We start from the raw sequence: 22591 nt of genomic DNA, 5'->3' as shown, positions 1-22591 counted from the left end.
GCAAAACTTTTATACCTCAATGACCAAAAAACGACCGGTGGTTTTCATGGGGAAGCTTGACTGGATTAGGGAAGAGCTCCAGGAGCTTAAGGATAAGGGCCTCTACGTGACCATAAGGAAGCTCGAGAGCGCCCAGGGCCCGTGGGTCGTCGTTGACGGCAAGAAGGTTCTCAATATGTGCTCCAACAACTACCTCGGCCTTGCCGCGCACCCGGAGATTAGGTACGCGGCAATTAGAGCTATTCTTGACTACGGTGTTGGTGCCGGAGCCGTTAGGACCATAGCCGGAACGATGGAGCTCCACGTGGAGCTTGAGGAGAAGCTCGCCAAGTTCAAGAAGAGGGAAGCCGCTATCCTCTTCCAGAGCGGTTACAACGCGAACCTCGGAGCCATAAGCGCCCTCCTCAAGAAAGGAGAAGACGGAGTCTTCATCAGTGAGGAGCTCAACCACGCGAGCATCATAGACGGGATGCGCCTCAGCGGTGCGCCGAAGGTCATCTACAAGCACATCGACATGGAAGACCTCAAGAAGAGGCTTGAGGAGAACAAGGACAAGAAGAAGAAAATCATCGTCAGCGACGGTGTTTTCTCAATGGACGGTGACCTCGCCCCGCTTCCCGAAATGGCCGAGCTGGCCGAGCAGTACGATGCCATACTCTACATAGACGACGCCCACGGTGAGGGTGTCCTCGGTGACAGCGGTAGGGGTATAGTCGACCACTTCAAGCTCCACGACAGGGTTGACTTCGAGATGGGAACGCTGAGCAAGGCCTTCGGTGTCATCGGCGGTTACGTGGCCGGTCCAGAGGAGGCCATCGAGTACCTCCGCCAGAGGGCGAGGCCGTTCCTGTTCTCAAGCGCCCCGAACCCGCCCGACGTCGCCGCGGCCATAGCTGCCGTTGAGATACTCCAGAGGAGCGACGAGCTCGTCAGGAAGCTCTGGGACAACACCCACTTCCTCCAGAACGGGCTGAGAGACCTCGGCTACGACCTCGGAAACACCAAGCACCCGATTACGCCTGTTATGCTCTACGACGAGAAGCTCGCCCAGGAGTTCTCAAGGAGGCTTTACGACGAGTACAACATCTTCGCGCAGGCCATCGTCTATCCAACTGTCCCGCTTGGAACCGCGAGGATAAGACTCGAACCTTCAGCGGCCCACAGCAAGGAGGACCTCCAGTACGTCATAGACGCGTTCGAGGATTTGGGGAAGAAGACGGGCTTTTTGAAGTGAACCCTTTCCATCTTTTCTTCTATTCTCTTAAAACCTCACCCACTCAACCTTATAATAAGTAACATCCGCATCCTCATCAACTATCGCCATAATCATGTTCTTCCTGACGCCGTGGGCGACGCGGACGCGGGCTGTGATGTCGTTTGGACTCAGGCGGGAGTTCTCTGGGAGAACCCACACGAGCCACTGGGAGTGCTCGTCCATTCCGCGCCTGTAAACGCGGAAGTGGGAGCCGAACTTGAGGCCGGACTTGACGGTGTAGCCCCTGTCGCGCAAATCCTTGTAGACGAGGTATTTTGCATCAAACAGCTCGTCCCTCTCCCTTCCGAGGTTCATGAGCTCCTCAACGGTGAGCTTCCTCTTTCCATCCCTGACCTCTATCTTGCCCCTTTCAACGAGGTAGGTAGCTTCCAGCAGGGAGAGGAACAGCTTGCCCTCCACCAGCTTTCCGAAGTGGCGCTTGTTGTAGAGGCCGTTTATCGCGTTCTGGTCGGTCGAGAAGACCCTGTCTCCGCTCAGGTAAAAGACTATCATCAGCTTCCCCTCCATTCCTCAGCAGGCAGGAGCATGTAGTAGGCGTCCTCGCCGTCTGAGTAGTAGCCGATAATCCTCTTCACCTTCCGGAAGCCAAAGCGCTCGTAGAGCTTTATGGCCTTTTCGTTGCTGACCCTGACTTCGAGGCCTATGTACCTTGCCCCCCTCGCGATGAGCCTGTTTATGGCCTCTGCAAGTAGAGCAGAGCCAATACCGTTCCCGCGGTAGCGCTCCTCAACGGCTATGCTCATTATGTGGCCCTCAAGGTCGGGCCTGAGGTAGGCCATGACGTAGCCGATTACCCTGCCGTTGTATTCTGCAACGAGAAAAGTATCCGGGTTGTTCTCAAGGAAGACGAGGAAGATTCCCCTTGGGTAGGCCTCGCGGAAGGATTCCCTCTCAATCCTCATAACTTCGCTTATGTCAAAGAGCTTCGCAGGCCGTATCGTGACGAGTGCCAGCGGTATTCTGGCCTTCACTTCCCTCTCTGAGACGCTCATGTTAATAACTCTCCCCCAAGGCTTTTAAGGCTTGAGGGGACTCCCTATGGGGTGGCCACCCCGGCGTGATGAGCACTCTCGAACCTGACCCAGGGATGATGACCGGATTCCTGGCTGATTACAACTCCCTTTAGTTCCTTTTTCACGGTGTGGAAAAGTTTAATTAGCCGAGCCTCGAACTTGTGCCGGTGGTGAAGTTGAGGATTCACGAGGAACCTGTTGGTATAGTCACCGGAGAAGCCACGGTCAACTCGTTCCAGTTCTACGCTCACCCGGACAGCGAGCTGAAGTTCGGCGACTTCGTGGTTGCGAGGCTCTGCAAGGAGGCGAAGGACAGGAACTGCCGCTGGAACGATGACGTTGAGTGGGTAATAGGGACAATCAGGGGGATTAAAAACATCAACTGGCTCCTCAGTGAGGGGAAGAGCACTTTTGCGAGCCTCGAACTCGACCTGAGGGAGTACGGGGAGAGCATAGGCGAGAACGAGGCGCTGATAGTCACGGTTCACGTGCTGGGAAGGATAGAACTCAGAGGCGAACGGGCCGAGATAGTCCCAAACCGTGTTCCGGTTCCCAACGGGAACAGGGTTTACAGGGCAAGCTCGGAGCTCCTGAGGGCAATCTACTACGGCGGTGACGGCTTCATTGAGGTTGGCAACCTCCTCCTGAGGGAGGACGTCCCGATATACCTCAACGCAGACGAGCTCGTCTCAAGGCACTTCGCAGTCCTTGCAGTTACGGGTGCGGGAAAGAGCAACACCGTGGCAGTCCTGATAAGTGGAATGGTAGAAGACCTCGGCGGGACTGTGATAGTCCTCGACCCGCACGGGGACTACGTCAAGCTCATGCTACCGAAGACAGGAAGAAAGCATGTAAACGTTATAGAAGCTAAAATTTCACCCGAACACCTTGATAGCGAAGAGCTTGCGGAAATTATAGATGTAAGAAAAGATGCTTCTATTCAACGGACGATTTTAGAAAGAGCATGGGACACTGTAAAACATGAAAATCCGACTCTAGGTGGAAAAGATCTTATAGTTAAGCTACGAGATAAATTGATAACTTGGGTAGAATGGGAAGATTGGAATAATCCCCCCAAATACTGGGACCCAATTACTGAACGAAAATATGAGCTAGAAAAGCTAGACACAAACAAAAAGAATTCCATTGTAGGAGTTATCATGAGGCTATCTAGATTCATACGAAATTATGGATCCTTGCTAACTTCAGAGGACTTAATTGGAATGATAAAACCAGGGATGGTCAACGTCATAGATCTAGGCCCTCTAGACGAGGGACAAATGAAAGTTATCACTGCAAGACTCCTAGCTAGGTTATTCGAATTGAGGGTTGAATATGAAAAGGCAAGAAAAACCCTCGAGAGGGAAAAAGAAGAAGCAATGCTCAACCCTAACTCGCTTAGAACCGAGAAAATTAAAGAACTTGAACAAACGCTAAAACGTATTGAGACTATAAACCCTGCCCTGGCTGAACCCGTGCTCGTGATAGTCGAAGAGGCCCATATCTTCGCGCCGCAGGGCGAGAAGAACGACGCAGTGAGAATACTCAGCAGGATAGCGAGGGAGGGCAGGAAGTTCGGCGTCGGCCTTGGAATTGTCTCACAGAGGCCAAACAAGCTAAACGAGGACGTTCTCAGCCAGACCAACACCAAGATAATCCTGAGGATAGTCAACCCCAAAGACCAGGACTACGTGCTGAAGGCCAGCGAACAGCTCAGCAAGGAGCTCCTCGGGGACATAGCGTCACTCGGGAAGGGTGAGGCCGTCATCGTCGGCCAGGCGATAAGCCTCCCGGCCCTCGTCAAGATACACAACTTCAAGGCCATCGGCGGAGACTACGGAGGAGAGGACATAGGAGTCGTGAAGCGCTGGCGCGAGAGGCTTGAGCGGGAGAGAGCGGAGCGCGAGAAAGAAGCCCTCTACGAAGAGGAAGGTATTGAGATAGACCTGTGAGGTGCTAAGATGAAGTTCGCCCACATAGCGGACGTCCATCTGGGCTACGAGCAGTACCGACTGCCATACCGGGCAGAGGAGTTCACCCGCGCATTCAGGGAGGCCGTTGAAAGGGCCGTTGAGGAGAGGGTGGACTTCATACTCATAGCCGGCGACCTCTTCCACACGAGCAGGCCGAGCCCGGAAACCCTCAAAGATGCCATAGAGATACTGGGAATCCCAAAGGCAAAGGGAATACCCGTCTTTGCAATAGAGGGCAACCACGACAGGACTCAGAGAAAGGTCTCGGCGTACCACCTCCTCGAGGGCCTTGGCCTCCTCAACCTCCTCGGGATCAGAGAGGAGAAAGTCGAGAACGAACACCTCACAAGCGAGAAACTGGGGGACAAGTACCTCGTGAAGGGCGTCTTTGAGAAAGGAGGCGAGAGCATCGAGATTCACGGGCTCAAATACATGAGCGCCGCGTGGCTCGAACGGAACAGGCTGAGGGACATATTCAGGCCCGAAGGAGACGCAATCCTTATGCTCCACCAGGGGATAAAGGAGCTCTTCGAGAGGGTCTCAGGAGTACTTCCCGAGAGCCAGCGCGATTATTTCGAGCTCAAGATGGAAGACCTGCCGAAAGGCTATCTCTACTACGCGATGGGCCACATACACAGGCGCTTTGAGACCAACTACGACATAGGAAAACTCGTCTACCCAGGCTCGCTCCAGCGCTGGGACTTCGGGGACTACGAGGTCAGGTACCGCTGGGACGGAAGGACATTCAAGCCCAGGGCCGGCGTCGAAAAGGGCTTCTACATCGTGGAGGACTGGGAGCCGAGGTTCGTTGAGCTCAAGGTGAGACCCTTCGTGGACATCAAGATTGAGGCCGACGGTGAGACCGTCAAGAGGGAAGTAAAGAGGCTCGGCCCCAAGATTCCAAGCGAGGCCTTTGTAAGGCTCGATATCAAATGGGAGAAGCCCTTTGACGTCTCCGCCCTCCACGAGCTCTTGAAGGTAAAGTACCTCCACATAAGAACCCGCTTTGGAAGGAAAATCGAGACACCCGGCGGGGGAGGAGAAGTCCCGAGACCGGAGGAGTACTTCTCGCCCCTCGAACTCAAGGCCATTGAGCTCACAGGAGAGAAAAAATTCGAAGTGGAGCCCGTGGTGGAGCTCTTCCTCCGCGGTGGGTGGGACGCAGAAAAAACCCAAAAACGGGAAGAGAAGAAGGAAAATAAGAAGATGGAAAAAGAGGGCCCCTCAAAAGACGGCGAGAAGAAGCAGACAGAGGCCAGACCCCCCAAAAAAGGGGAAGCTGTTGAGAAGAAGCCTGAGAATGCCAAGCCCAAGAAGGGCCCCAACCTGCTTGCCTGGCTCGGTGGTGCGAGATGAAGGTTGAGAGGCTCATAATCAAGGACTTCCGTTCGCACAAACTCACGAAGGTCAATTTCACCAGCGGGATAAACCTGATAGTCGGCCAGAACGGTAGCGGAAAAAGCTCCCTCCTTGATGCCCTCCTGATAGGCCTGTACTGGCCCACCAAACCGAAAGACCTGAAGAAGGACGACTTCTTCAGGATAGGCGGGACATCAACTGAGATAACGGTCTTCTTCGAGAAGGACGGTGTGAAGTACCAGCTGCACAGGAACATAACAAAGGGCCTCTCCTTCGTCAAATACTGGGACGGTGAGCGGTGGCAGACCCTTGAGAGCGGGCAGAGGCAGGTCAGGGAGTGGATGGAGAGGCTAATCCCCTACGACGTCTTCCTCAACGCAATTTACATCCGCCAGGGTGAGATTGACGCCATACTGGAAAGCGACGAGAGCAGGGAAAAGGTCGTCCGGCAGGTTCTCGGCTTAGATAAGTACGAGAACGCGTACAAAAACCTCCTTGATGTCAAAAAGGACATCGAGGCCAGGATTAAAGCCGTGGAGGACTACCTGAAGAGCACGGAGAACATAGACTCCCTAATTGGGGAGATGGAAAAAGAGCTGACGAACACCCTCAGGGAAATAAACGGGCTCTCACCCCAGCTCCCGAACCTCAGGAAGAGGCTCGCGGAGGTTGAGGGCCGGCTGAAGGAGCTGGACAAGCTCTCTAAGGACATCAACAGCATGAGGCTCGAAGTGAAGAAGAGGGAGGGAAACGTTGGAATACTGAAGGCGAGAATAGGGGAGCTTGAGAGGAAGCTCTCCGAAATCGAGGAGCGCATCAGAGGGCTCAGAGAGAAAGTGAGAGAGGCCGAAATGCTCAGAGAGAAAGCCAAACTGTACACAAAGCTCTCCGAATTCAGAAAGCATTATTCCGACGAGAAGGCCAGGGACGAAAAGCTCGTGGAAAGCTACAAGGCACAAATCAAGAGCATAGAAGAACGTCTGGCCGAAATAGAGGGGCTAAAATCCCGCGTTGAAGAGCTTGAAGGGAAGAAAAAAGAGCTCTCCGAGAAGCTTGAGGTGCTGAAAGAGAGCACAAAGACGTATGAAGAGGTGCGCGCGATAGAGGCCAGCCTGAGGGACAGCAGGGCAAAACTAAAGCTCTCAGAGGAGGAGATTGAAAGGCTTGAAGGGAGCATTGAGGGCGCCAAAAAGAGAAAGGAAGAAATCCAGCGCAGACTGGAGGAGATAAACGGGGAAAGGGGAGCGCTGAAGAGCCAGGCGAGCGAAAAGAACAGGGCAATACTTGAGCTAAAGAAGGCCAGGGGCAAATGCCCCGTGTGCGGCAGGGAGCTCACCGAGGAGCACAGGGCGGAGCTCCTTGAGAAGTACCTAGGGGAGGTTCGGGAAATATCCAGGAAGATCAAAGAGCTCGATGCAGAGGAGAGAAAGCTCAGAGAGGAGCTCGTGGACGTCGAGAAGACGCTTAAGAGGGAGCGGGAGGTAATAGCCCAGAGAGAGCTCCTTGAGAGGGTTAAAGAGCTTGAAAGCAGGCTAAAATCCTACGACATTGAGAGCCTGAAGGCCAAGGTGGAGGAGTACGAACGGCTGAGGGGCGAGCTCGGGAAAGTCGAAGGCGAGCTGAAGAACCTCAAAGAGGAGCTTGAAAAGGCCAGAGCCCTTGAGAAAAAGAGAGATGTCCTGCAGAGAAAGCTGGAGTCCCTTGAGTCGAGGCTGAGGGAGCTTGATAACGAACTCAAGAACCTCGGGTTCTCAAGCGTCGAGGAGCTTGATGAAAAACTGAAGGAGCTCGAACCGGACTACAGGAAGTACCTGTCCCTCAAGGGTTCGGCAGAAGAGCTGGAGAGGGAAGAGAGAAGGCTAACCCTGACCCGGAAGGAGCTCGAAAGTGCCAGAGAGAGCCTAGAAAAAGAGACCGCAGTCCTGTTGGAGCTGAGGAAAAAGCTCGAAGAGCTGGAGCGGGCCTACAACCCCGAAGAACACGAGAAAGCCAGGGAAGAGTTCACACGGCTGAGGGAGGAGCTTGCCAAGAAGGAAGAAAAGCTGAGGGGGCTTGAGGAGAAGAGAGACCAGCTCATGGAGAACATCAGAAAGCTGAAGGAAGAAAAGGAGAAGAGAAAAGAAAAAGCGAGGGAGCTTGAGAAGCTTAAAGAGGCCCGCGATAGGGTGCAGAGGCTCAGGGAGAAGGTCAAGCACTACAAGAACCTCCTCAAAGAGGGCGCCCTCGCCAAGGTTGGGGAGATAGCGAGCGAGATATTCGAGGAACTGACGGAGGAGAAGTACTCCGGAATAACCGTTAAGGCCGAGGAAAACAAGGTCAGGCTCGGCGTTGTTTACGATGGAAAAGAGCGTGGACTCGGATTTCTGAGCGGTGGAGAGAGAATAGCGCTGGGACTGGCATTCAGGCTTGCGCTGTCCCTCTATCTGGCGGGAGAGATAAGTCTGCTCATCCTCGACGAGCCCACACCATACCTGGACGACGAGAGGAGAAGAAGACTTGTGGACATAATGCAGCGCTACCTCAGAAAGATACCGCAGGTCATCGTGGTTTCTCACGACGAGGAGCTGAAGGACGCGGCGGACAGGGTAATACGGGTGGGCCTTGAGAACGGGGTATCAGTCCTCAGGGAAATCGAGCTGGGGGTGTGAGCGTGTACCGGCTTCTTGATAGGAAGAGCGTTGATAGGATAAAGGAGATGCTTGAGAGGAGCTACAAAGAGGCCGAGGGAAAGCTCAAGGACATCGAATGGCGGGAGCTGCCGGAGGAGAGGAGGCCCTGCAGGGTCTACGCAATAGACGGCAGTCAGGGGAAGCAGAGGCTCAGCGGGACGATTTTCTACGCCGTCTCAAGCTACGCCTTCGGCAACGGCCCGGCTTACAGGCTCATCTACACCAACGTAATGCTCTACAACCAGGGCATATCCGACCAGATAATAAGGCTCCAGATGGAGACCCTTGAGAACAAGCTCGGCTACCTATCGGCCGAGCTCGGTGAAGTCGACTACGTTATGATGGACGGGACGCTCACGGGTTCACTAACGAGGCCCCCGGTTTACCCGGAGAGCATCAAGGGCATAACCACCATCGAAAACGCCCTTGGGAGAAACAAACTGGAAGAGCTCGTCAAAGCCTTCGTTGAGCTCCTCGACGAGCACTACGAGAAGCTGGGGGAGGAGCTCAGGGAGAAGCATAAGGTAAACCAGGGAGTCATTCTTGCAGACGAGAGGCTGGAGGACTTTGAAGAGTTTTACAAGGCAATGGAGGGCTTCAAAGGGCGCTCCCTTGATGCGACCTTACCGAGAAGGGTCGTCCTTACGAGGAAAACCCTCGATGCCTACCTCAAGGGGAAAAAGGCGCTGAGGAGATATTCCAGGAGATACTCAACGAGTACAGCGAAGAAAAGGAGCTGAGCCTTGACGACGCGCGCAATGCCGTCCACGTTGTCCTCGGCTACCTGGAGTACCTGTACTCACTGGAGAAGCTCCTTCAGAAAAACCTCGTCTACGTCGCCAAGAGCTTCTACAACAGAAAGATAACCCAGAAGCTTGGACTTGACATCGTAGACGTCCCCTACCTCGACGCTTACCTGAGGCAGAAATACGGGGAGGAAAAAACCGGGTACTACATCATAACCCAGGGGGGCACCCCGATAAGCCACAGGATGCCCAAGATACTAAGGAAGTACTTCCCGACCGTCGAGGACTATATCGAGAGGGGCGTTCCGATGGCCTACATAAGGACCATGCGCGGTGGGGTCATTTACCTCCTCCAGAGCAACAGAAAAATAACCGACGACCTCTTGGCTGAAATACTCTGGCACGAGAGCAACGGCTACTTCAGGCCGCTCCAGAGGGCCCATGAGGGCGTTAAAATCGAGAAAAAGGCCTTTGAAGCCGAGCTGAGGGCGCTTCTCAACATCATCAAGGCCGAGAACCCGGAGCTGAGGGCCTTCCTCAAGTACGGACGCTCACCCCTTGAATAACATCAGCTTTAAAAGGCTGGACAAAAACTCCACCACATGCGGAAATGGCTCCCGGCCCTGCTCGCCCTTTCAATCACCTCAATTTTCCTCGGCGTTTACTTCGGCCCGGTTAGCCTGGGCCTTCACGACGTCACAGAGAGCGTAACCTATGGCCTGAAAACGACCCTCGGAAACGGGCTATCCTGGATTCTAGAGGGACTCGCCGAGGTCACCCACTCCCAGACCCTTGAGGAGGTTTCCAGGTCAATAGCCGAGCGCGTCTCAGGCCAGCCCCCAAGGTACTTCACAATAGTGTGGCAGATTCGCATGCCCGAAGTCCTCTTGGCATATCTCGTCGGCCTCGCCCTCGCATCGGCCGGCGTCACGAGCCAGGCCCTCTTCCGAAACCCCCTCGCCGACCCGTACATAATAGGCATAAGCTCCGGCGCGGCCCTAGGCTCCGCCATCGCAACGCTGGTTAACCCCACTTACATGGCGCCCTTCGCTCTGGTGTTCGCATTCCTCTCTGTCTTCATAGTCTACACGATAGCGAGAACCAACGGAACCGTCCCGGTAGATACGCTCCTCCTCGCGGGGATTGCCTACGGCTTCCTGGCAAACGCTGTGACGTGGTACATCTACGTGACGCACCCCCACGAGAGCACCCTGAGCTGGATGTGGTTGCTTGGGAGCTTCAACGGGAGCACGTGGCGGGACGTAGGGGTGATGCTCGTCGTCTCGACCCTTGGAGTCCTCTTCCTCACCTGGCGCTGGCGCGAGCTGAACCTAATCCTCCTCGGAGAGGAGAGCATAGCGCTCGGCCTCGACCTGCACCTCTACAGAAAGGTTTTCCTCGGGGTTATAGCGACGCTGACTGCGTTCGCCGTCTACACTTCCGGGATAATAGGCTTCGTGGGCCTCGTGAGCCCCCACATAATGCGCCTGCTCCTCGGCCCGAACCACAGGGAGCTGACGCCCGCAACGGCGCTCTTCGGCGGAGTCCTCCTCGTCACGGCAGACCTGCTGGCCAGAACAGTCGCAAAGCCAACGGTCATCCCGGTCGGCGTAGTGACCGCCCTGATGGGCGCACCGTTCTTCCTCTACCTTCTGATGAGGCACAAGAGGGGTGAGCTGATTGCTTGAGGCGAGGGTCTCGTTCGCCTACGGCGAGAGGGAAGTCCTGAAGAATGTCGAACTGAGCGCGAAGAGGGGCGAACTGCTCGCTGTAATCGGGCCGAACGGTGCCGGTAAGAGCACCCTGTTGAAGTGCCTCGTCGGTATTCTAAGACCTATTGGTACAGTAAAGCTGGACGGCCTCGAGCTGACAGGGCTTAAACCCGCCGAAAGGGCCAGGCTGATAACCTACGTGCCCCAGAGCTCTCTGCCGCAGTTCGCCTTTACCGTCGAGGAGTTCGTGGAGATGGGGGCGTACATAACGAGGGGGAGCGTCGAGGAGGCCCTCAAACGGGTTGGCCTCTGGGAGAAGCGGAGTGACAGGATAACGAGCCTCAGCGGCGGAGAGTTCCAACTCGCCCTCATAGCGAGGGCTTTGGCACAGGGCAGTAAGGCCATTCTCCTCGACGAGCCCACGAGCCACCTCGACATCAACCACGCCCTCGACGTCATGGAGCTCCTCAACGAGCTCAAAAGGGAGAAGATAATCATCGCCGTCCTCCACGACCTCAACCTCGCGTTGAGCTACGCCGACAGGGTTCTTGTCCTGAAGGGCGGAAAGAAGGCCTGGGAAGGGCCGTCGAAAAAGCTCAAGGCCCAAATCATCGAGGAGGTCTACGGGATACGGGCGAGAATCCTCGAGGTCGAGGGGAAGAGGCTCATCGTCGCCTGGCCGGAGGGCTAAGGTTTAAAACTCTGGCGCGTTTCTTAGTTTAGGTGAGAGAAAGTGGAGAAGAAGACCGGAACAACAACGGTGGGAATAAAGGCCAAGGATGGCGTTGTTCTTGCAGCTGATACGCAGGCCTCACTTGACCACATGGTCGAGACCCTGAACATCAAGAAGATACTCCCTATAACCGACAGGATAGCGATAACCACCGCTGGAAGCGTCGGCGACGTTCAGGCCCTGGCGAGGATGCTCGAAGCCGAGGCCAGGTACTACCAGTTCACGTGGGGAAGGCCAATGACCGCCAAGGCGATGGCGCATCTGCTCAGCAACATCCTCAACGAGAACAAGTGGTTCCCCTACATGGTGCAGATTATCATAGGCGGCTACGTTGAGGAGCCCACTTTGGCGAACCTCGACCCGCTGGGCGGCCTCATCTTCGACGACTACACGGCGACCGGCTCGGGAAGCCCCTTCGCAATAGCGGTCCTTGAAGAGGGCTTCAGGAAGGACATGAGCATCGAAGAAGCCAAGGAGCTCGCCATCAGGGCCGTCAGAACCGCAGGAAAGCGCGACGTCTACACCGGCAACAGGAAGGTTCAGGTCGTCGTCATAACCAAGGACGGCATGAAGGAGGAGTTCGTCGAGTTCAAGGAGTGAACCGTTCAACGGTTGCACCAAAGCTCTTTTTAATTCTCTTTTTGAGTTGGTAACATGCGGAACCTCCCAGAAAAGCTGGCGGTTCTGGGGCTGATACTCATTCTCGTTTCGGCCCTCTACGCGGCCGAGAGGTTAATTGCCGAACCGGGCACGGTTCTTGAGGAAGTTGACGAAATCCTCCACCAGGTTCAGGAGATACGAAACCTCACGTTCAAGGAGTGGCCCAGGATAGTTGTCATCACGAAGAGCGAGGCCCTGAGCATGTGGAAGCCCGGCGAGACGGACGTCGAGAGGCTAAGGATAGAAGAGCTGACATATAAGATGACGCTCCTTCTCCCCCCCTGACTACCAGTACATCAAGGAAGAGACCGAGAGAAAGGCCAGCTGGATAGCCGCCACCGTTGGGGACACCATCTACATCATCAGGGAAAACTTCATGGAAAACCCTGACATCGCCCGGAGAACGATAGCCCACGAGAGCGTCCACGTGCTCCAGAAACAGTGGTTCGATGCGAAGTACAGGGCAGACACCTACGACGGCACCATAGCGGTTCAGTCACTCATCGAGGGCGACGCAGACCTCGTCGCCGACCTCTACTGCGAGAGGAACGGGATTCCGATTCACAAGATACGCTCGCTGAGCGGCAATCCACTCACGGACCTTCACATCTTCCCCTACGTCTTCGGCGACCGCTTCGTGAGGTACCTCTACGAGAAAGGTAGCTGGGAACTTGTTAACGAGGCGTACAGCCGCTATCCGGTCTCGGCGCAACAGGTCATGCACCCGGAGCTGTACCTCGAAAACGTCACCCCCCTCAACGTCACCCTGAGCGCACCGCCCGGTTCCAGAGTCCTAAAAGAGGACAGGCTAGGTGCGTATTACGTCTACATCCTCCTCCTGGACGTCGCGGGGCTGGACAACGAGGCCGCCTGGAGCGTCTCGACCGCCTGGCTCGGCGACAGGCTGGTTCTCACGGTCAACGGGACTGACTACGTGCTCCTCTGGAAGGTGGAGTTCTCGGACGAGAGGGCTTCAGAAACATTCGCCGAAACCCTCAAGAAGCTTGCCCGGGAAAACAGCTATGCACACTTCACTATAACCCGTGATGGAAACACCGTGCTCCTTAAAGCTGTAAGGAGGGTCAGAATTGAAACTTAGGTGTCCACTCTGTGGTAGGGAGTACAGTGAGCCAGTCCAAAGATGTGAGTGCGGTGAACCGGTTGAGTTCGAGACATTTCACGGCGAGCCGTACATCGGAAAGAGCGTCTGGGAGCGCTTTTACGACTTCTGGCCCGTTGAGCCCGCGCTGGAGTTCTCCCTCGGCGAGGGCGACACGCCTCTGGTTAAGTCGAGGCTCGGCGAAGAGCTTGGAATAAAGCTCTACCTCAAGAACGAGACCGTAAACCCGACGTGGAGCTTCAAGGACAGGGGCACTTTTCTGGCGATGAGCTACGCACTCAAAGCAGGCTATAGGACAGTTGGAACTGTCTCAACTGGGAACATGGCGGCGAGCGTCTCGGCCTACGCCTCCCGCTTCGGGCTGAAGGCGAAGATTCTCGTCTCAGAGAGCGCTAGCGAAGAGAAGCTGAATGCTGTCGGCGCTTACGGCGGGGACGTCATCAGAGTTTGCGGGGACTACGGAAGGCTCTATTTCGAGAGCCTGAAGCTGGGAGAAAAGCTTGGCGTCTATTTCATCAACTCTGACAACCCCTTCCGAATCGAGGGCTACAAGGGAATAGCCTTCGAGATAGCGGAAGAGGTAAGCCCGGACTACGTTTTAATCCCCACCAGCTCCGGCGGGCTCTTCAGGGGGATTGCAAAGGGCTTCATCGAGCTTTACGAGAGCGGGCTGATTGATAACTTACCAAAGCTGATTGCGGTCCAGGCGGAGGGTTGTTCGCCGATATGCAGGGCATTCCACGAAGGAGAGGAGAAAGTGGAGCGCTTTGAGAACCCGAAGACGATAGCAAAGGCCATAGCCAACCCCTACCCGCCAAGCGGGAACGCGGTTCTGAAACTCCTCAGGGAGTTCGGCTGGGAGTGCGTTGCCGTTTCGGACGAAGGAATAAGGAAAGCTCAGGAAAGGCTCGCCCGCGAGGGCCTCTTTGTCCAGCCCGCGAGCGCTACGGGAATTGCCGCGCTTGAGAAGCTCGACCTCCCTGAGGGAGCAAAGGTCGTCTCGATTCTCACTGGCTCGGGTTTGAGAACGCTGAAGGAGGCCCAGACCGGAAAGGTAATGGAGTGCCCGCTCGAAGGACTTGAAAAGTGTTTGAGGTGATTGAAATGCTAGTTGGAATCGGCCTGATGCCCCACGGGAACCCGGTTCTTGAGCCGCCCGACGAGGAAACGGAGAGGCTCGCGGAGGTGCTGAGGAGAATCGGCGAGGAGTTCAGGAATGTGGACTCCTACGTTTTGATAAGCCCGCACAACGTGAGGATGAGCGACCACCTCGGCGTGGTTATGGCGGAGCACCTAGTTTCATGGCTCGGCTTCGAGGGGAAGGAACTGCCCGGCGAGTGGAAAACAGACAGGGAGCTGGCTGAGGAAATATACCGCGCCGAGAAGGACGCCGGAATGCCCGTAGTTGACCTGAACTTTGCATCGGCAAGAGGGGAATACTCGCGCTGGCCGCTGAGCTGGGGAGAGCTTATACCACTGCAGTTCCTTGAGAAGAAACCGCTCGTCCTGATAACGCCATCTAGGGGAGTGAGCAGGGAGACCCTCGTAAGGTTCGGTGAAGTCCTCGGCGAAGTCCTCGAAAAAGATAACAAGAAAATCGCCCTGATAATCAGCGCCGACCATGGACACGGACACGACGAAAACGGCCCCTACGGAAAGGTGAAGGAAAGCGAGGAGTACGACAGGTTGATAATGGAGCTGATAAACGGAGACCGCCTTGAGGAGCTCCCAGAGGTTCCCGAGGAGCTCGTTAGGAAGGCCCTCGTGGACAGCTACTGGCAGATGCTTATAATGCTCGGAACTATGAAGAAAGCGGAGTTCGAGCTGAAAGCTTCTGCCTACGCCTGTCCGACCTACTTCGGCATGGCAGGGGCGCTGTGGGTGAGGTAGCCTGCACCAGAGTTCTCTCGTAATCTACACTTTCCGTTTTTAGCCCTAAAAAGGGTTATTAGGAATCACCACGTACCTATTGAAGGTGTTCTCATGAAAAAGCTCGAAGAAATCGCCAAGGAACTGGGGGCCGAGATTCTTGAGATTGGAAGGCCCTTCAAGACCGTCGAACAGGCCACAAGGGAGACGGGCGTCGCCAGAAAGCAGGCCATAAAGTCGCTCGTTATCGTAAGCGAGAGCGGGCCCCTCCTCGTCATAGTGGACGGCGAGTCGAGGGTCAGCATGTCAAAACTTGAAAAAAGTTCGGAAAGTGCAGGTTCGCCAGGCCAAGGGAAGTCAAAGAGCTCACCGGCTATGATGTCGGAGGCGTCCCTCCAGTTGGCGTTCCCCTCAAGACGGTAGTCGACCCGAAGGTTCTGGAAAACGAGTACGTTATCGGCGGTGGCGGCACCACTGAGAGGTTTCTGAGGATAAAGCCAGAGAAGATAGCCGAGTACCAGAAAGCAGAGATTCTTGACGTGAGCGAGTAGTGCGGAATGTCCATAGACACCCCGACAGGCCAACCGGTGATTATCCAGTCCTATCTGAAGACTTTTCAATGTTTCAATGTCCACATCGAATAAACCCCACAGAAAGCTTTCACTATTCAACGAAAACCGTTATAAATGCCAAAAGCGATACACTAATGCCGAATTAAAAGCTTTTGAGGTGGTCAAAAATGGCCGAGAAGAAGAAAAAGAGGGTTCTGATTTTGGGCGCCGCCGGAAGGGACTTCCACAACTTCAACGTGTTCTTCAGGGACAACCCTGAGTACGAGGTCGTCGCCTTCACCGCCACCCAGATTCCGGACATCGAGGGCAGGCTCTACCCGCCCGAGCTCGCTGGAGAGCTCTACCCGAACGGTATCCCCATCTGGAGCGAGGACGACCTTGAGAAGATAATCAAGGAGCACGACATTGACATCGTCGTCTTCGCCTACTCCGATGTCTCCCACGAGCACGTCATGCACCTCGCCAGCAGGGCCCACTCAGCCGGTGCCGACTTCTGGCTCCTCGGCCCGAAGAGCACCATGCTCAAGTCCAGCAAGCCGGTCGTTGCCGTTACCGCAGTCAGAACCGGCTGTGGAAAGAGCCAGACCAGCAGGAAGGTCGCCCAGCTCCTCCAGGAGATGGGCTACAAGGTCGTTGCCATAAGGCACCCGATGCCCTACGGCGACCTCAGGAAGCAGGTCGTCCAGCGCTTCGCCACCTACGAGGACCTCGACAAGCACGAGTGCACCATCGAGGAGCGCGAGGAGTACGAGCCCTACATCGACAGGGGCATGGTCGTCTACGCGGGCGTTGACTACGAGAAGATTCTCCGCGAGGCCGAGAAGGAGGCCGACATAATACTCTGGGACGGCGGAAACAACGACTTCCCGTTCTACGAGCCCGACCTCTGGATAGTCGTCACCGACCCGCACAGGCCCGGCCACGAGCTCAAGTACCACCCAGGCGAGACCAACTTCAGGGCCGCTGACGTCATAATCATCAACAAGATTGACACCGCCAACCGCGATGACATCCAGAAGGTTCGTGAGAGCATCGAGAAGGTCAACCCGAACGCCACCGTCATCGAGGCGGCCTCGCCGATATTCGTCGACAACCCAGAGCTCATCAAGGGCAAGCGCGTTCTCGTCGTCGAGGACGGTCCGACCCTCACCCACGGCGGCATGAAGTACGGAGCCGGCTACGTTGCAGCGAAGAAGTTTGGGGCGAAGGAAATCATTGACCCGAGACCCTACGCCGTCGGCTCAATCGTCGAGACCTACAAGAAGTACCCGCACCTCGACCTCATTCTGCCGGCCATGGGCTACGGCAAGAAGCAGATTAAGGAGCTTGAGGAGACCATTAACCGCGCTGACGCCGACGTCGTCATCATGGGCACCCCTGTTGACCTGCGCAGGTTCATGAACCTCAACAAGCCAGCTGTAAGGGTCCGCTACGAGCTCGAGGAAATCGGCCAGCCCAAGCTCAAGGACATTCTCGAGAACTGGGTCAAGAACTGCGAGAAGCTCAAGAAGGAGTGAAGTTTTTAACCTCCGCTCCTAATTTTTCTCCATGTTCGACGTGGTCATTGGAATCTGGGACCTGATTTGGGTTCTCAACATCGCGGGCTTCGCGTGGGTCACCTACGACGTCGTTAAGAAGCAGAAGCTTATGCCAGACTCGGAGAAGGTCATGTGGATTCTTTTGGCGTTTCTGTTTGGCTCGTTCGTTGCCCTCGTCTACGCCATCTCAATTAAGCTGAGCGGGAAGTATGAGGAAGTCGAGTTCGAGAAGAAGGAGAACGAAGATGTCAAAGTGTGGTAGAAAGCCTTTTATTGTGAAGCGCCCAACTCAAATCGCCCGGGGAGCACCGCCGAGGGCGGAGTCAATGAACTCGGGCGGGTTATTACCGTCCCGCCGACTCCTTCCTTTTTATTGCATTGACAGTGAGAGTCGGCTTCCCTCCTCCCAGCTTCATTGGAGGGCTTTCGGGGGGAACGGTGACTCCCCACATCTTCAAGGCTCTCAAGCGAATATTCCAACTCCCAACCACGTCCCTATCGGCTTCAAAACCACAATTCAAACACTTCAAAATCCGGTGCCCATTCGGGCTTAATTTCTCCCCACATATCGGGCACAGAGAAGAAGTGTAAGCAGGGTTTACAAAAACGACTCTAACACCCTTCAGTTTGGCTTTGTATTTGATGATTGACTGGAGTTTGCGAAAACTCCACCTGTGAAGTCTCCCATTCATCCCAGCTGAATATCTAATCGAATCCCTGATTTCAATCAAATCCTCTAAAGCAATCCCACCATACTTCTCCGCCAGCTCGATGATTTTATTGGCAAGCTTATGGTAAAGGTCGTTAAGCCTGTTCTTTTCCCTTCGCCCGTATTTTTCAAGGAGTTCTCTCCTCCTCTTTCCAGCCTTAAATTTCTTCTGGATTTTCCTTCTCTTCATGAAGTAACCTGTCCTAATCTCCCGCTCGTGGGTGATGATTTGAACAAACTCTCCATTAGGGAAGGAAAGCGTTACGTTATTCTCATTCAAATCCACTCCAACAAAGGCTTTCGGCTCTTTAACCTCGACTTCCTTCGAGAAGACGACGTTTAGGAAGACTCCCTTCGATGTTCTCACTAACCACGCTTGACCAACCCCCCAGTTCTTGAACTTCTCGTGGTATTTTGCGGGATAAAACTCTAACTGAACCCTCCCGCTTGGAGTGGAGAGTTTTACGGTCTTGTTCTCCAAGTCGAGTTTGAACAGGTGGTCGTCGAGCATAATAACTTCTTTCTTGAAAACTGGTCTTCCCCTCGCTTTACCCTTCTTTTTCCTCTTCCTGAAGCTTTTAAAGATTGCAGTCGCCATCTGGCAGGCCGTGTAAAGGTAGTGACTTGGGAGTTCTGGATACTCTTTGCGAAGACTTTTGTAAGTTTCTTTTTTCAGCCTGTAGAAGCTTGTGGTGTTGTTTTCGAAAGCATAAGTGATGAGAAAGTTCACGATTTCACGATAAGTGGAGAAAAGGCATTCTAAACCCTCTGGAATTTCCCTAAGCTTGAATTTGGCAGTAAGTTTAATTGTTTCAAATGACATTGAAAACCACACAAAGATCTAATTTGGAGTATTTAAATCTTACTATAATGTCTTCGTGGACAATTCCAATTCCATATAATTGTACTCTCTGGGAGGAGGGAAATGATAAATCGGGCTGTATTTTTGATGTCCATCGGTGGAGCAAGTTTTGCATACGGCGTTATGAACTTCCTTGACAGCAGCTACGGAGCTCTGGAAAAAGCGCTTTCCTACTACCGCTCAAGCTCAATCTACAAAGATAAATCAGAGCTCCAACATCTTCAGCGCGCCTACAAAGATGTCCTCCCCACCGCGACGAAGGATTTTCACGAGATAATTGGAGGATGGCGTCTCAGCGGTGCCGGGGTTTTACTGGGCTGGTATGCCATGTTGAACGGTGAATATCTGACTACATGGAGCGAAGAACTCATGGAGGACGTATCCGACGTAAAAACCACAGGTTATATCGTTGACATAGGTCTCATAATCGCGGGGCTGGCATTCATAATGATGATACTATCTTACCTTCGAGTCAGCAGCTATGAGAGAGAACTCCTTGCGATAAGGCTTAAAGACTCAAAAAATGCTGAAATTTCGATAAAGGTTTAATTTTTCATTCTCCCACCGTTCCCTTTGCGTTCCGAACCTATTTAACGCCTTTGCATTGAAGCGTTTATAAATGGTGAGAACTCACACTTCTCAAAGTTTATAAAGAGGTGAGAACCGGAAGTTCTCACTCCCCTATGACCTGCACTATAACGCGCCTGTGCCTCGGCCTCACGTCCAGCTCGACGAAGAAAATCTGCTGCCAGGTTCCGCGCACGAGCCTGCCGTCAGCGACCGGGAAGCACTCGCTAGCTCCCAGCAGGGTGGCACGGAGGTGGCTGTGGGCGTTGTCGTCTATCCTGTCGTGGAGGTAGCCCCTCCCCTTCGGAATCAGCTCCTTCAAGGCCCGCTTGAAGTCCTCCAGAAGGCCGGACTCGTGCTCTATGGTGACTATCGCGCCCGTTGCGCCGGGGACAAAGACGAGAACCTGGCCGTTCTCTATTTCGGACTCTTCCACAATCCTCTCGACGTCGCGGGTTATGTCAACGAGGTCAATCTCACCCCTCGTGGAGAAGTGAAGCTCCTTTGTCACGACCCTCATGCCACCACCCAAGGAGGACTCCGAGCGCGAAGCCTATTAGGTTTGCGCCCATGTCCGCGAAGGAGAAAGTCCTGCCGGGAACGAAGAGCTGGAGGGACTCCAGGACAACGGGCAGAGGAACGAGATAGCGCCAGAGGAACCGGCCCAGAAAGCCCAGTACCGCAAACTCGGCCAGATGCACCAGCTTGTCCCCGTTCGGCACGGGGGACGACGGAACAGCGGGCATCAGGTTCAGAAAAAGAAGGAGAACCACATAGGGAACAAGAATCCTACGCCTCAAAGGTGCCTCACCAGCCGCTTGAGCTTCTCAACGACCTCAACGGGGTCTCTACCGAAGAGGTAGACAAGGGGCTCAACGCCGAGGCCGCCCTCGTCGACGACGGCGTCGTAAACATCGTCCCTGAAGACCCCCACTATCCTCTCAATGGCCTCGTCCTCGCCCAGCCCGCCGGTTTTAACCCTCGCGACTTTAAAGCCGGCCTTTTTGATGGTCCCCTCAACGTCATCACCATACCTTATGTTCAGAACGCTCCTGATTTCAGGCCTTATCCCGGCCAGCTTCACGAGGATCCCCGCAACAAAGCGGCTCGCGCCGAACTCCGGCGGTAGTGCGAAGGCCTTCCCCTTGACGGAGGTTATTCTCCCAGGAATCGCCGCGACGTCCTCGGGGCTCTTCGGGGACGGGAGGGAATAGGCGAAGTTGCTCCGTACCTCCGGAATAAGGGACGGGAACTTTTCTTCCCTGAGGAGCTCGTTTAGGGCGGTGTTCAGAACCTCAAGAACCTCCCCTCTGCTCGGAACCATGGAGAACAGCGAGCGGCAGGCCTCCTCGCTCACTCCGGCGTATTCAGCGTAGAATTTGCACAGGAAACCGTTCTGAAAGAGCTCCATCAAGCGCCTCGTCACGAGAAGAACCGCTTCCTCCCTGCTCCCGCCGAAGAGTATGAAGGAGGCAACGTCATTTGCCAGGTCTTCAAGTCTCTCGGCTACCTCCGCCGGGGGCACCTTGTACTTCCCGGCCAGGTACTTGCTCACCATGGCCTGGGTCATGCCGAGATAAGATGCAATCTGCGACTGCCTCATGCCCTCTCGGTATAGTCTCTCAGCTATTTTAGCCCTCAGAAAAGGCATCAGCTCCTCAGCAACGTAAACGCTGGGCGTCCTCATGCTATCACCCTAAAACCAGGTTATTGAACGTTCCAACTCGATGTTTAAATTTTTGCCTCAACAAGCAAATGTCAAAAAAGACTTAAAAACCCATCGATTTTTACATCGGAAGGGCTCTTATGGAATGGAAAGGACGCGACGTGATAAGCATTAGGGACTTCTCAAAGGAGGACATCGAGTTCCTTTTGAAGGTCGCCGAGAGGCTTGAGGCGGAACTGAACGAAAAGGGCTCTCTTGACTACGCGAAGGGAAAAATCCTAGCAACGCTCTTCTTTGAGCCATCAACGAGAACCAGGCTGAGCTTCGAGAGCGCCATGCACCGCCTCGGGGGCTCCGTTATCGGGTTCTCATCGGCATCGAGCACGAGCGTCAAGAAGGGAGAGAGCCTGGCAGACACTATAAAGACGGTCGAGCAGTACAGCGACGTCATAGTGATACGCCACTCGATGGAGGGGGCCGCGAGGCTAGCGGCGGAGGTGGCCGAGATACCGGTCATCAACGCCGGCGACGGGAGCAACCAGCACCCCACCCAGACGCTCCTCGACCTCTACACAATAAAGCGCGCCTTTGGGAAGATTGACGGCCTTACCATCGGCCTACTCGGCGACCTCAAGTACGGGAGAACTGTGCACAGCCTCGCGGAGGCCCTGGCCTTTTATAACGTGGAGCTGTACCTGATTTCTCCAGAGCTTCTGAGGATGCCGAAGCACATCATAGAGGAGCTCCAGGAGAAGGGCGTCAAAGTCCACGAAACCAGCGACCTTGAGGGGGCAATCCCGGAGCTGGACGTTCTCTACGTCACCAGAATCCAGCGCGAGCGCTTCCCGGACGAGCAGGAGTACCTCAAGGTCAAGGGCAGCTACCAGGTGAACTGCGAAGTCCTCAAGAACGCCAAGGAAACGCTCAAGGTCATGCACCCTCTCCCAAGGGTTGACGAGATACACCCTGAGGTTGACAAGAGCAAGCACGCGCTCTACTTCAGGCAGGTTTTCTCTGGTGTCCCTGTTAGAATGGCCCTGCTCGGGTTAACGCTGGGGGTGCTTTGAATGGCCGAGCTTAAGGTTACTGCCATTAAAGAGGGAACCGTTATAGACCACATCCCAGCCGGAAAGGGGCTTAAGGTCATCGAGATACTCCGCCTCAACAGGCCGAACGGAGGGGCGCTGCTCCTCGCCTCGAACGTCAACAGCAAGAAGCTGGGCAGGAAGGATATAGTCAAAGTGGAGGGCAGGTTCCTGAGCGAGGAAGAGGTCAACAAGATAGCCCTCATCGCCCCGACCGCCACCGTGAACATAGTGCGGAACTACAAGGTCTCCGAGAAGTTCAAGGTCGAGATTCCGGACGAGATAACAGGAATACTCCACTGTGCCAACCCGAACTGCGTCAGCAACCACGAGTACACGGTTTCAAAGTTCTACGTCGTCTCAAGGGAGCCTCTCAAGGTGCGCTGTCACTACTGCGAGAGGACGATGGAGGAGGAGGATATACTCCGGAACCTCTGAAGAAAACTTTAAAACTACACCCCC

Annotated in this window: 24 protein-coding genes and 2 pseudogenes; 20 read left to right on the top strand and 6 right to left on the bottom strand. The window is 54.7% G+C overall.

The window, feature by feature from the left end; translation table 11 throughout:
- Positions 1–46 precede the first annotated feature (46 nt).
- Positions 47–1234, top strand: coding sequence for a glycine C-acetyltransferase (locus ACZ5ER_RS03365; protein WP_050002030.1), 1188 nt, complete (start codon positions 47–49; stop codon positions 1232–1234).
- A gap of 27 nt (positions 1235–1261) precedes the next feature.
- On the opposite strand, the gene endA is transcribed toward ACZ5ER_RS03365, so the two are convergent.
- Both endA and rimI read right to left on the bottom strand, forming a co-directional pair.
- The gene (gene endA, locus ACZ5ER_RS03360) at positions 1262–1768 is read right to left on the bottom strand and encodes a tRNA-intron lyase (protein ID WP_050002031.1); all 507 of its coding nucleotides are present in this window, start codon (positions 1766–1768) and stop codon (positions 1262–1264) included.
- On the bottom strand, positions 1768–2268 hold the full coding sequence (rimI, locus tag ACZ5ER_RS03355; protein ID WP_464934807.1) for a ribosomal protein S18-alanine N-acetyltransferase: 501 nt from the start codon (positions 2266–2268) through the stop codon (positions 1768–1770). The genes endA and rimI overlap by 1 nt, the downstream gene beginning before the upstream one ends.
- A 197-nt stretch (positions 2269–2465) precedes the next feature.
- On the opposite strand from rimI, the gene herA reads away from it, so the two are divergent.
- The 16 genes and pseudogenes from herA to ACZ5ER_RS03275 all read left to right on the top strand — a co-directional run bounded on the left by herA (position 2466) and on the right by ACZ5ER_RS03275 (position 17502).
- Positions 2466–4241, top strand: coding sequence for a DNA double-strand break repair helicase HerA (gene herA, locus ACZ5ER_RS03350; RefSeq protein ID WP_464935071.1), 1776 nt, complete (start codon positions 2466–2468; stop codon positions 4239–4241).
- Between the two features lie 9 nt (positions 4242–4250).
- Positions 4251–5618: a DNA double-strand break repair protein Mre11 gene (gene mre11 / locus ACZ5ER_RS03345; RefSeq protein WP_464934806.1), complete on the top strand. Its 1368-nt coding sequence runs from the start codon at positions 4251–4253 to the stop codon at positions 5616–5618.
- Positions 5615–8269 carry a DNA double-strand break repair ATPase Rad50 gene (gene rad50 / locus ACZ5ER_RS03340; protein ID WP_464934805.1) on the top strand — a complete coding sequence of 885 codons (2655 nt, stop codon included), beginning with the start codon at positions 5615–5617 and terminating at the stop codon, positions 8267–8269. The genes mre11 and rad50 overlap by 4 nt, the downstream gene beginning before the upstream one ends.
- A 2-nt stretch (positions 8270–8271) precedes the next feature.
- Positions 8272–9030, top strand: a complete 759-nt coding sequence (locus ACZ5ER_RS03335) for a DNA double-strand break repair nuclease NurA (RefSeq protein ID WP_464934804.1) — start codon at positions 8272–8274, stop codon at positions 9028–9030.
- A complete protein-coding gene (locus tag ACZ5ER_RS03330; protein ID WP_464935070.1) occupies positions 8985–9602 on the top strand; it encodes a DNA double-strand break repair nuclease NurA in 618 nt (205 codons plus the stop codon). The genes ACZ5ER_RS03335 and ACZ5ER_RS03330 overlap by 46 nt, the downstream gene beginning before the upstream one ends.
- Before the next feature lie 36 nt (positions 9603–9638).
- A complete protein-coding gene (locus tag ACZ5ER_RS03325; protein WP_050002036.1) occupies positions 9639–10724 on the top strand; it encodes a FecCD family ABC transporter permease in 1086 nt (361 codons plus the stop codon).
- A 52-nt stretch (positions 10725–10776) separates the two neighbouring features.
- Positions 10777–11439 (top strand): annotated as a pseudogene (locus ACZ5ER_RS03320) (ABC transporter ATP-binding protein); the annotation flags it as partial.
- Between the two features lie 42 nt (positions 11440–11481).
- Entirely contained in the window at positions 11482–12081 is a 600-nt protein-coding gene (gene psmB / locus ACZ5ER_RS03315) for an archaeal proteasome endopeptidase complex subunit beta (protein WP_464934803.1), read from the top strand.
- A gap of 54 nt (positions 12082–12135) precedes the next feature.
- Positions 12136–12426: a hypothetical protein gene (locus ACZ5ER_RS03310; RefSeq protein ID WP_464934802.1), complete on the top strand. Its 291-nt coding sequence runs from the start codon at positions 12136–12138 to the stop codon at positions 12424–12426.
- A gap of 91 nt (positions 12427–12517) precedes the next feature.
- Entirely contained in the window at positions 12518–13240 is a 723-nt protein-coding gene (locus ACZ5ER_RS03305; RefSeq protein ID WP_464934801.1) for a hypothetical protein, read from the top strand.
- Positions 13230–14360, top strand: a complete 1131-nt coding sequence (thrC, locus tag ACZ5ER_RS03300) for a threonine synthase (protein ID WP_464934800.1) — start codon at positions 13230–13232, stop codon at positions 14358–14360. Before ACZ5ER_RS03305 ends, thrC begins: the two co-directional genes overlap by 11 nt.
- A 5-nt stretch (positions 14361–14365) precedes the next feature.
- Complete coding sequence (locus ACZ5ER_RS03295) at positions 14366–15151, top strand: DODA-type extradiol aromatic ring-opening family dioxygenase (RefSeq protein ID WP_050002041.1); 786 nt, start codon at positions 14366–14368, stop codon at positions 15149–15151.
- A 93-nt stretch (positions 15152–15244) separates the two neighbouring features.
- A complete protein-coding gene (locus tag ACZ5ER_RS03290; protein ID WP_464934799.1) occupies positions 15245–15553 on the top strand; it encodes a YbaK/EbsC family protein in 309 nt (102 codons plus the stop codon).
- Positions 15517–15681, top strand: a pseudogene (locus ACZ5ER_RS03285) (hypothetical protein); the annotation flags it as partial. The gene ACZ5ER_RS03290 and the pseudogene ACZ5ER_RS03285, both read left to right, overlap by 37 nt.
- Positions 15682–15869: 188 nt before the next feature.
- Complete coding sequence (locus ACZ5ER_RS03280; protein WP_464934798.1) at positions 15870–17219, top strand: cyclic 2,3-diphosphoglycerate synthase; 1350 nt, start codon at positions 15870–15872, stop codon at positions 17217–17219.
- Between the two features lie 31 nt (positions 17220–17250).
- A complete protein-coding gene (locus tag ACZ5ER_RS03275; protein WP_464934797.1) occupies positions 17251–17502 on the top strand; it encodes a hypothetical protein in 252 nt (83 codons plus the stop codon).
- Positions 17503–17584: 82 nt separating this feature from the next.
- On the opposite strand, the gene ACZ5ER_RS03270 is transcribed toward ACZ5ER_RS03275, so the two are convergent.
- On the bottom strand, positions 17585–18772 hold the full coding sequence (locus ACZ5ER_RS03270) for an RNA-guided endonuclease InsQ/TnpB family protein (protein WP_050002044.1): 1188 nt from the start codon (positions 18770–18772) through the stop codon (positions 17585–17587).
- 126 nt (positions 18773–18898) lie between these two features.
- On the opposite strand from ACZ5ER_RS03270, the gene ACZ5ER_RS03265 reads away from it, so the two are divergent.
- The gene (locus tag ACZ5ER_RS03265) at positions 18899–19360 is read left to right on the top strand and encodes a hypothetical protein (protein WP_464934796.1); all 462 of its coding nucleotides are present in this window, start codon (positions 18899–18901) and stop codon (positions 19358–19360) included.
- A 124-nt stretch (positions 19361–19484) separates the two neighbouring features.
- On the opposite strand, the gene ACZ5ER_RS03260 is transcribed toward ACZ5ER_RS03265, so the two are convergent.
- From ACZ5ER_RS03260 to ACZ5ER_RS03250, 3 genes are read right to left on the bottom strand one after another with little or no spacing between them, the layout of a single operon-like run.
- Positions 19485–19898, bottom strand: coding sequence for a secondary thiamine-phosphate synthase enzyme YjbQ (locus ACZ5ER_RS03260; RefSeq protein ID WP_050002046.1), 414 nt, complete (start codon positions 19896–19898; stop codon positions 19485–19487).
- Positions 19855–20178 (bottom strand): VanZ family protein, encoded by a 324-nt coding sequence (locus tag ACZ5ER_RS03255; RefSeq protein WP_464934795.1) that lies wholly within the window; start codon positions 20176–20178, stop codon positions 19855–19857. Before ACZ5ER_RS03255 ends, ACZ5ER_RS03260 begins: the two co-directional genes overlap by 44 nt.
- Positions 20175–21065: a thiamine-phosphate synthase family protein gene (locus ACZ5ER_RS03250; RefSeq protein WP_050002048.1), complete on the bottom strand. Its 891-nt coding sequence runs from the start codon at positions 21063–21065 to the stop codon at positions 20175–20177. The genes ACZ5ER_RS03255 and ACZ5ER_RS03250 overlap by 4 nt, the downstream gene beginning before the upstream one ends.
- 119 nt (positions 21066–21184) lie before the next feature.
- Here ACZ5ER_RS03250 and pyrB point away from each other — a divergent pair, with 119 nt between their 5' ends.
- On the top strand, positions 21185–22111 hold the full coding sequence (gene pyrB, locus ACZ5ER_RS03245) for an aspartate carbamoyltransferase (protein WP_050002049.1): 927 nt from the start codon (positions 21185–21187) through the stop codon (positions 22109–22111).
- Entirely contained in the window at positions 22112–22567 is a 456-nt protein-coding gene (gene pyrI, locus ACZ5ER_RS03240) for an aspartate carbamoyltransferase regulatory subunit (RefSeq protein ID WP_464934794.1), read from the top strand. It abuts the gene before it with no gap.
- The last annotated feature ends 24 nt before the right edge of the window (positions 22568–22591 follow it).

This window comes from Thermococcus marinus (genome assembly GCF_055389025.1).
This window is presented reverse-complemented; position numbering and strand designations above follow the sequence as displayed.

Bases quoted from the DNA above. Each gene is read 5' to 3' on its own strand.
- ACZ5ER_RS03325 (WP_050002036.1), top strand. From the start codon at position 9,639: ATGCGGAAATGGCTCCCGGCCCTGCTCGCCCTTTCAATCACCTCAATT.
- ACZ5ER_RS03280 (WP_464934798.1), top strand. From the start codon at position 15,870: ATGGCCGAGAAGAAGAAAAAGAGGGTTCTGATTTTGGGCGCCGCCGGA.
- rad50 (WP_464934805.1), top strand. From the start codon at position 5,615: ATGAAGGTTGAGAGGCTCATAATCAAGGACTTCCGTTCGCACAAACTC.
- mre11 (WP_464934806.1), top strand. From the start codon at position 4,251: ATGAAGTTCGCCCACATAGCGGACGTCCATCTGGGCTACGAGCAGTAC.
- ACZ5ER_RS03295 (WP_050002041.1), top strand. From the start codon at position 14,366: ATGCTAGTTGGAATCGGCCTGATGCCCCACGGGAACCCGGTTCTTGAG.
- ACZ5ER_RS03310 (WP_464934802.1), top strand. From the start codon at position 12,136: ATGCGGAACCTCCCAGAAAAGCTGGCGGTTCTGGGGCTGATACTCATT.
- ACZ5ER_RS03290 (WP_464934799.1), top strand. From the start codon at position 15,245: ATGAAAAAGCTCGAAGAAATCGCCAAGGAACTGGGGGCCGAGATTCTT.
- pyrI (WP_464934794.1), top strand. From the start codon at position 22,112: ATGGCCGAGCTTAAGGTTACTGCCATTAAAGAGGGAACCGTTATAGAC.
- ACZ5ER_RS03270 (WP_050002044.1), bottom strand. From the start codon at position 18,772: ATGTCATTTGAAACAATTAAACTTACTGCCAAATTCAAGCTTAGGGAA.
- rimI (WP_464934807.1), bottom strand. From the start codon at position 2,268: ATGAGCGTCTCAGAGAGGGAAGTGAAGGCCAGAATACCGCTGGCACTC.
- pyrB (WP_050002049.1), top strand. From the start codon at position 21,185: ATGGAATGGAAAGGACGCGACGTGATAAGCATTAGGGACTTCTCAAAG.
- ACZ5ER_RS03305 (WP_464934801.1), top strand. From the start codon at position 12,518: ATGGAAAACCCTGACATCGCCCGGAGAACGATAGCCCACGAGAGCGTC.
- ACZ5ER_RS03365 (WP_050002030.1), top strand. From the start codon at position 47: ATGGGGAAGCTTGACTGGATTAGGGAAGAGCTCCAGGAGCTTAAGGAT.
- ACZ5ER_RS03265 (WP_464934796.1), top strand. From the start codon at position 18,899: ATGTCCATCGGTGGAGCAAGTTTTGCATACGGCGTTATGAACTTCCTT.
- ACZ5ER_RS03260 (WP_050002046.1), bottom strand. From the start codon at position 19,898: ATGAGGGTCGTGACAAAGGAGCTTCACTTCTCCACGAGGGGTGAGATT.
- ACZ5ER_RS03275 (WP_464934797.1), top strand. From the start codon at position 17,251: ATGTTCGACGTGGTCATTGGAATCTGGGACCTGATTTGGGTTCTCAAC.
- endA (WP_050002031.1), bottom strand. From the start codon at position 1,768: ATGATAGTCTTTTACCTGAGCGGAGACAGGGTCTTCTCGACCGACCAG.
- ACZ5ER_RS03250 (WP_050002048.1), bottom strand. From the start codon at position 21,065: ATGAGGACGCCCAGCGTTTACGTTGCTGAGGAGCTGATGCCTTTTCTG.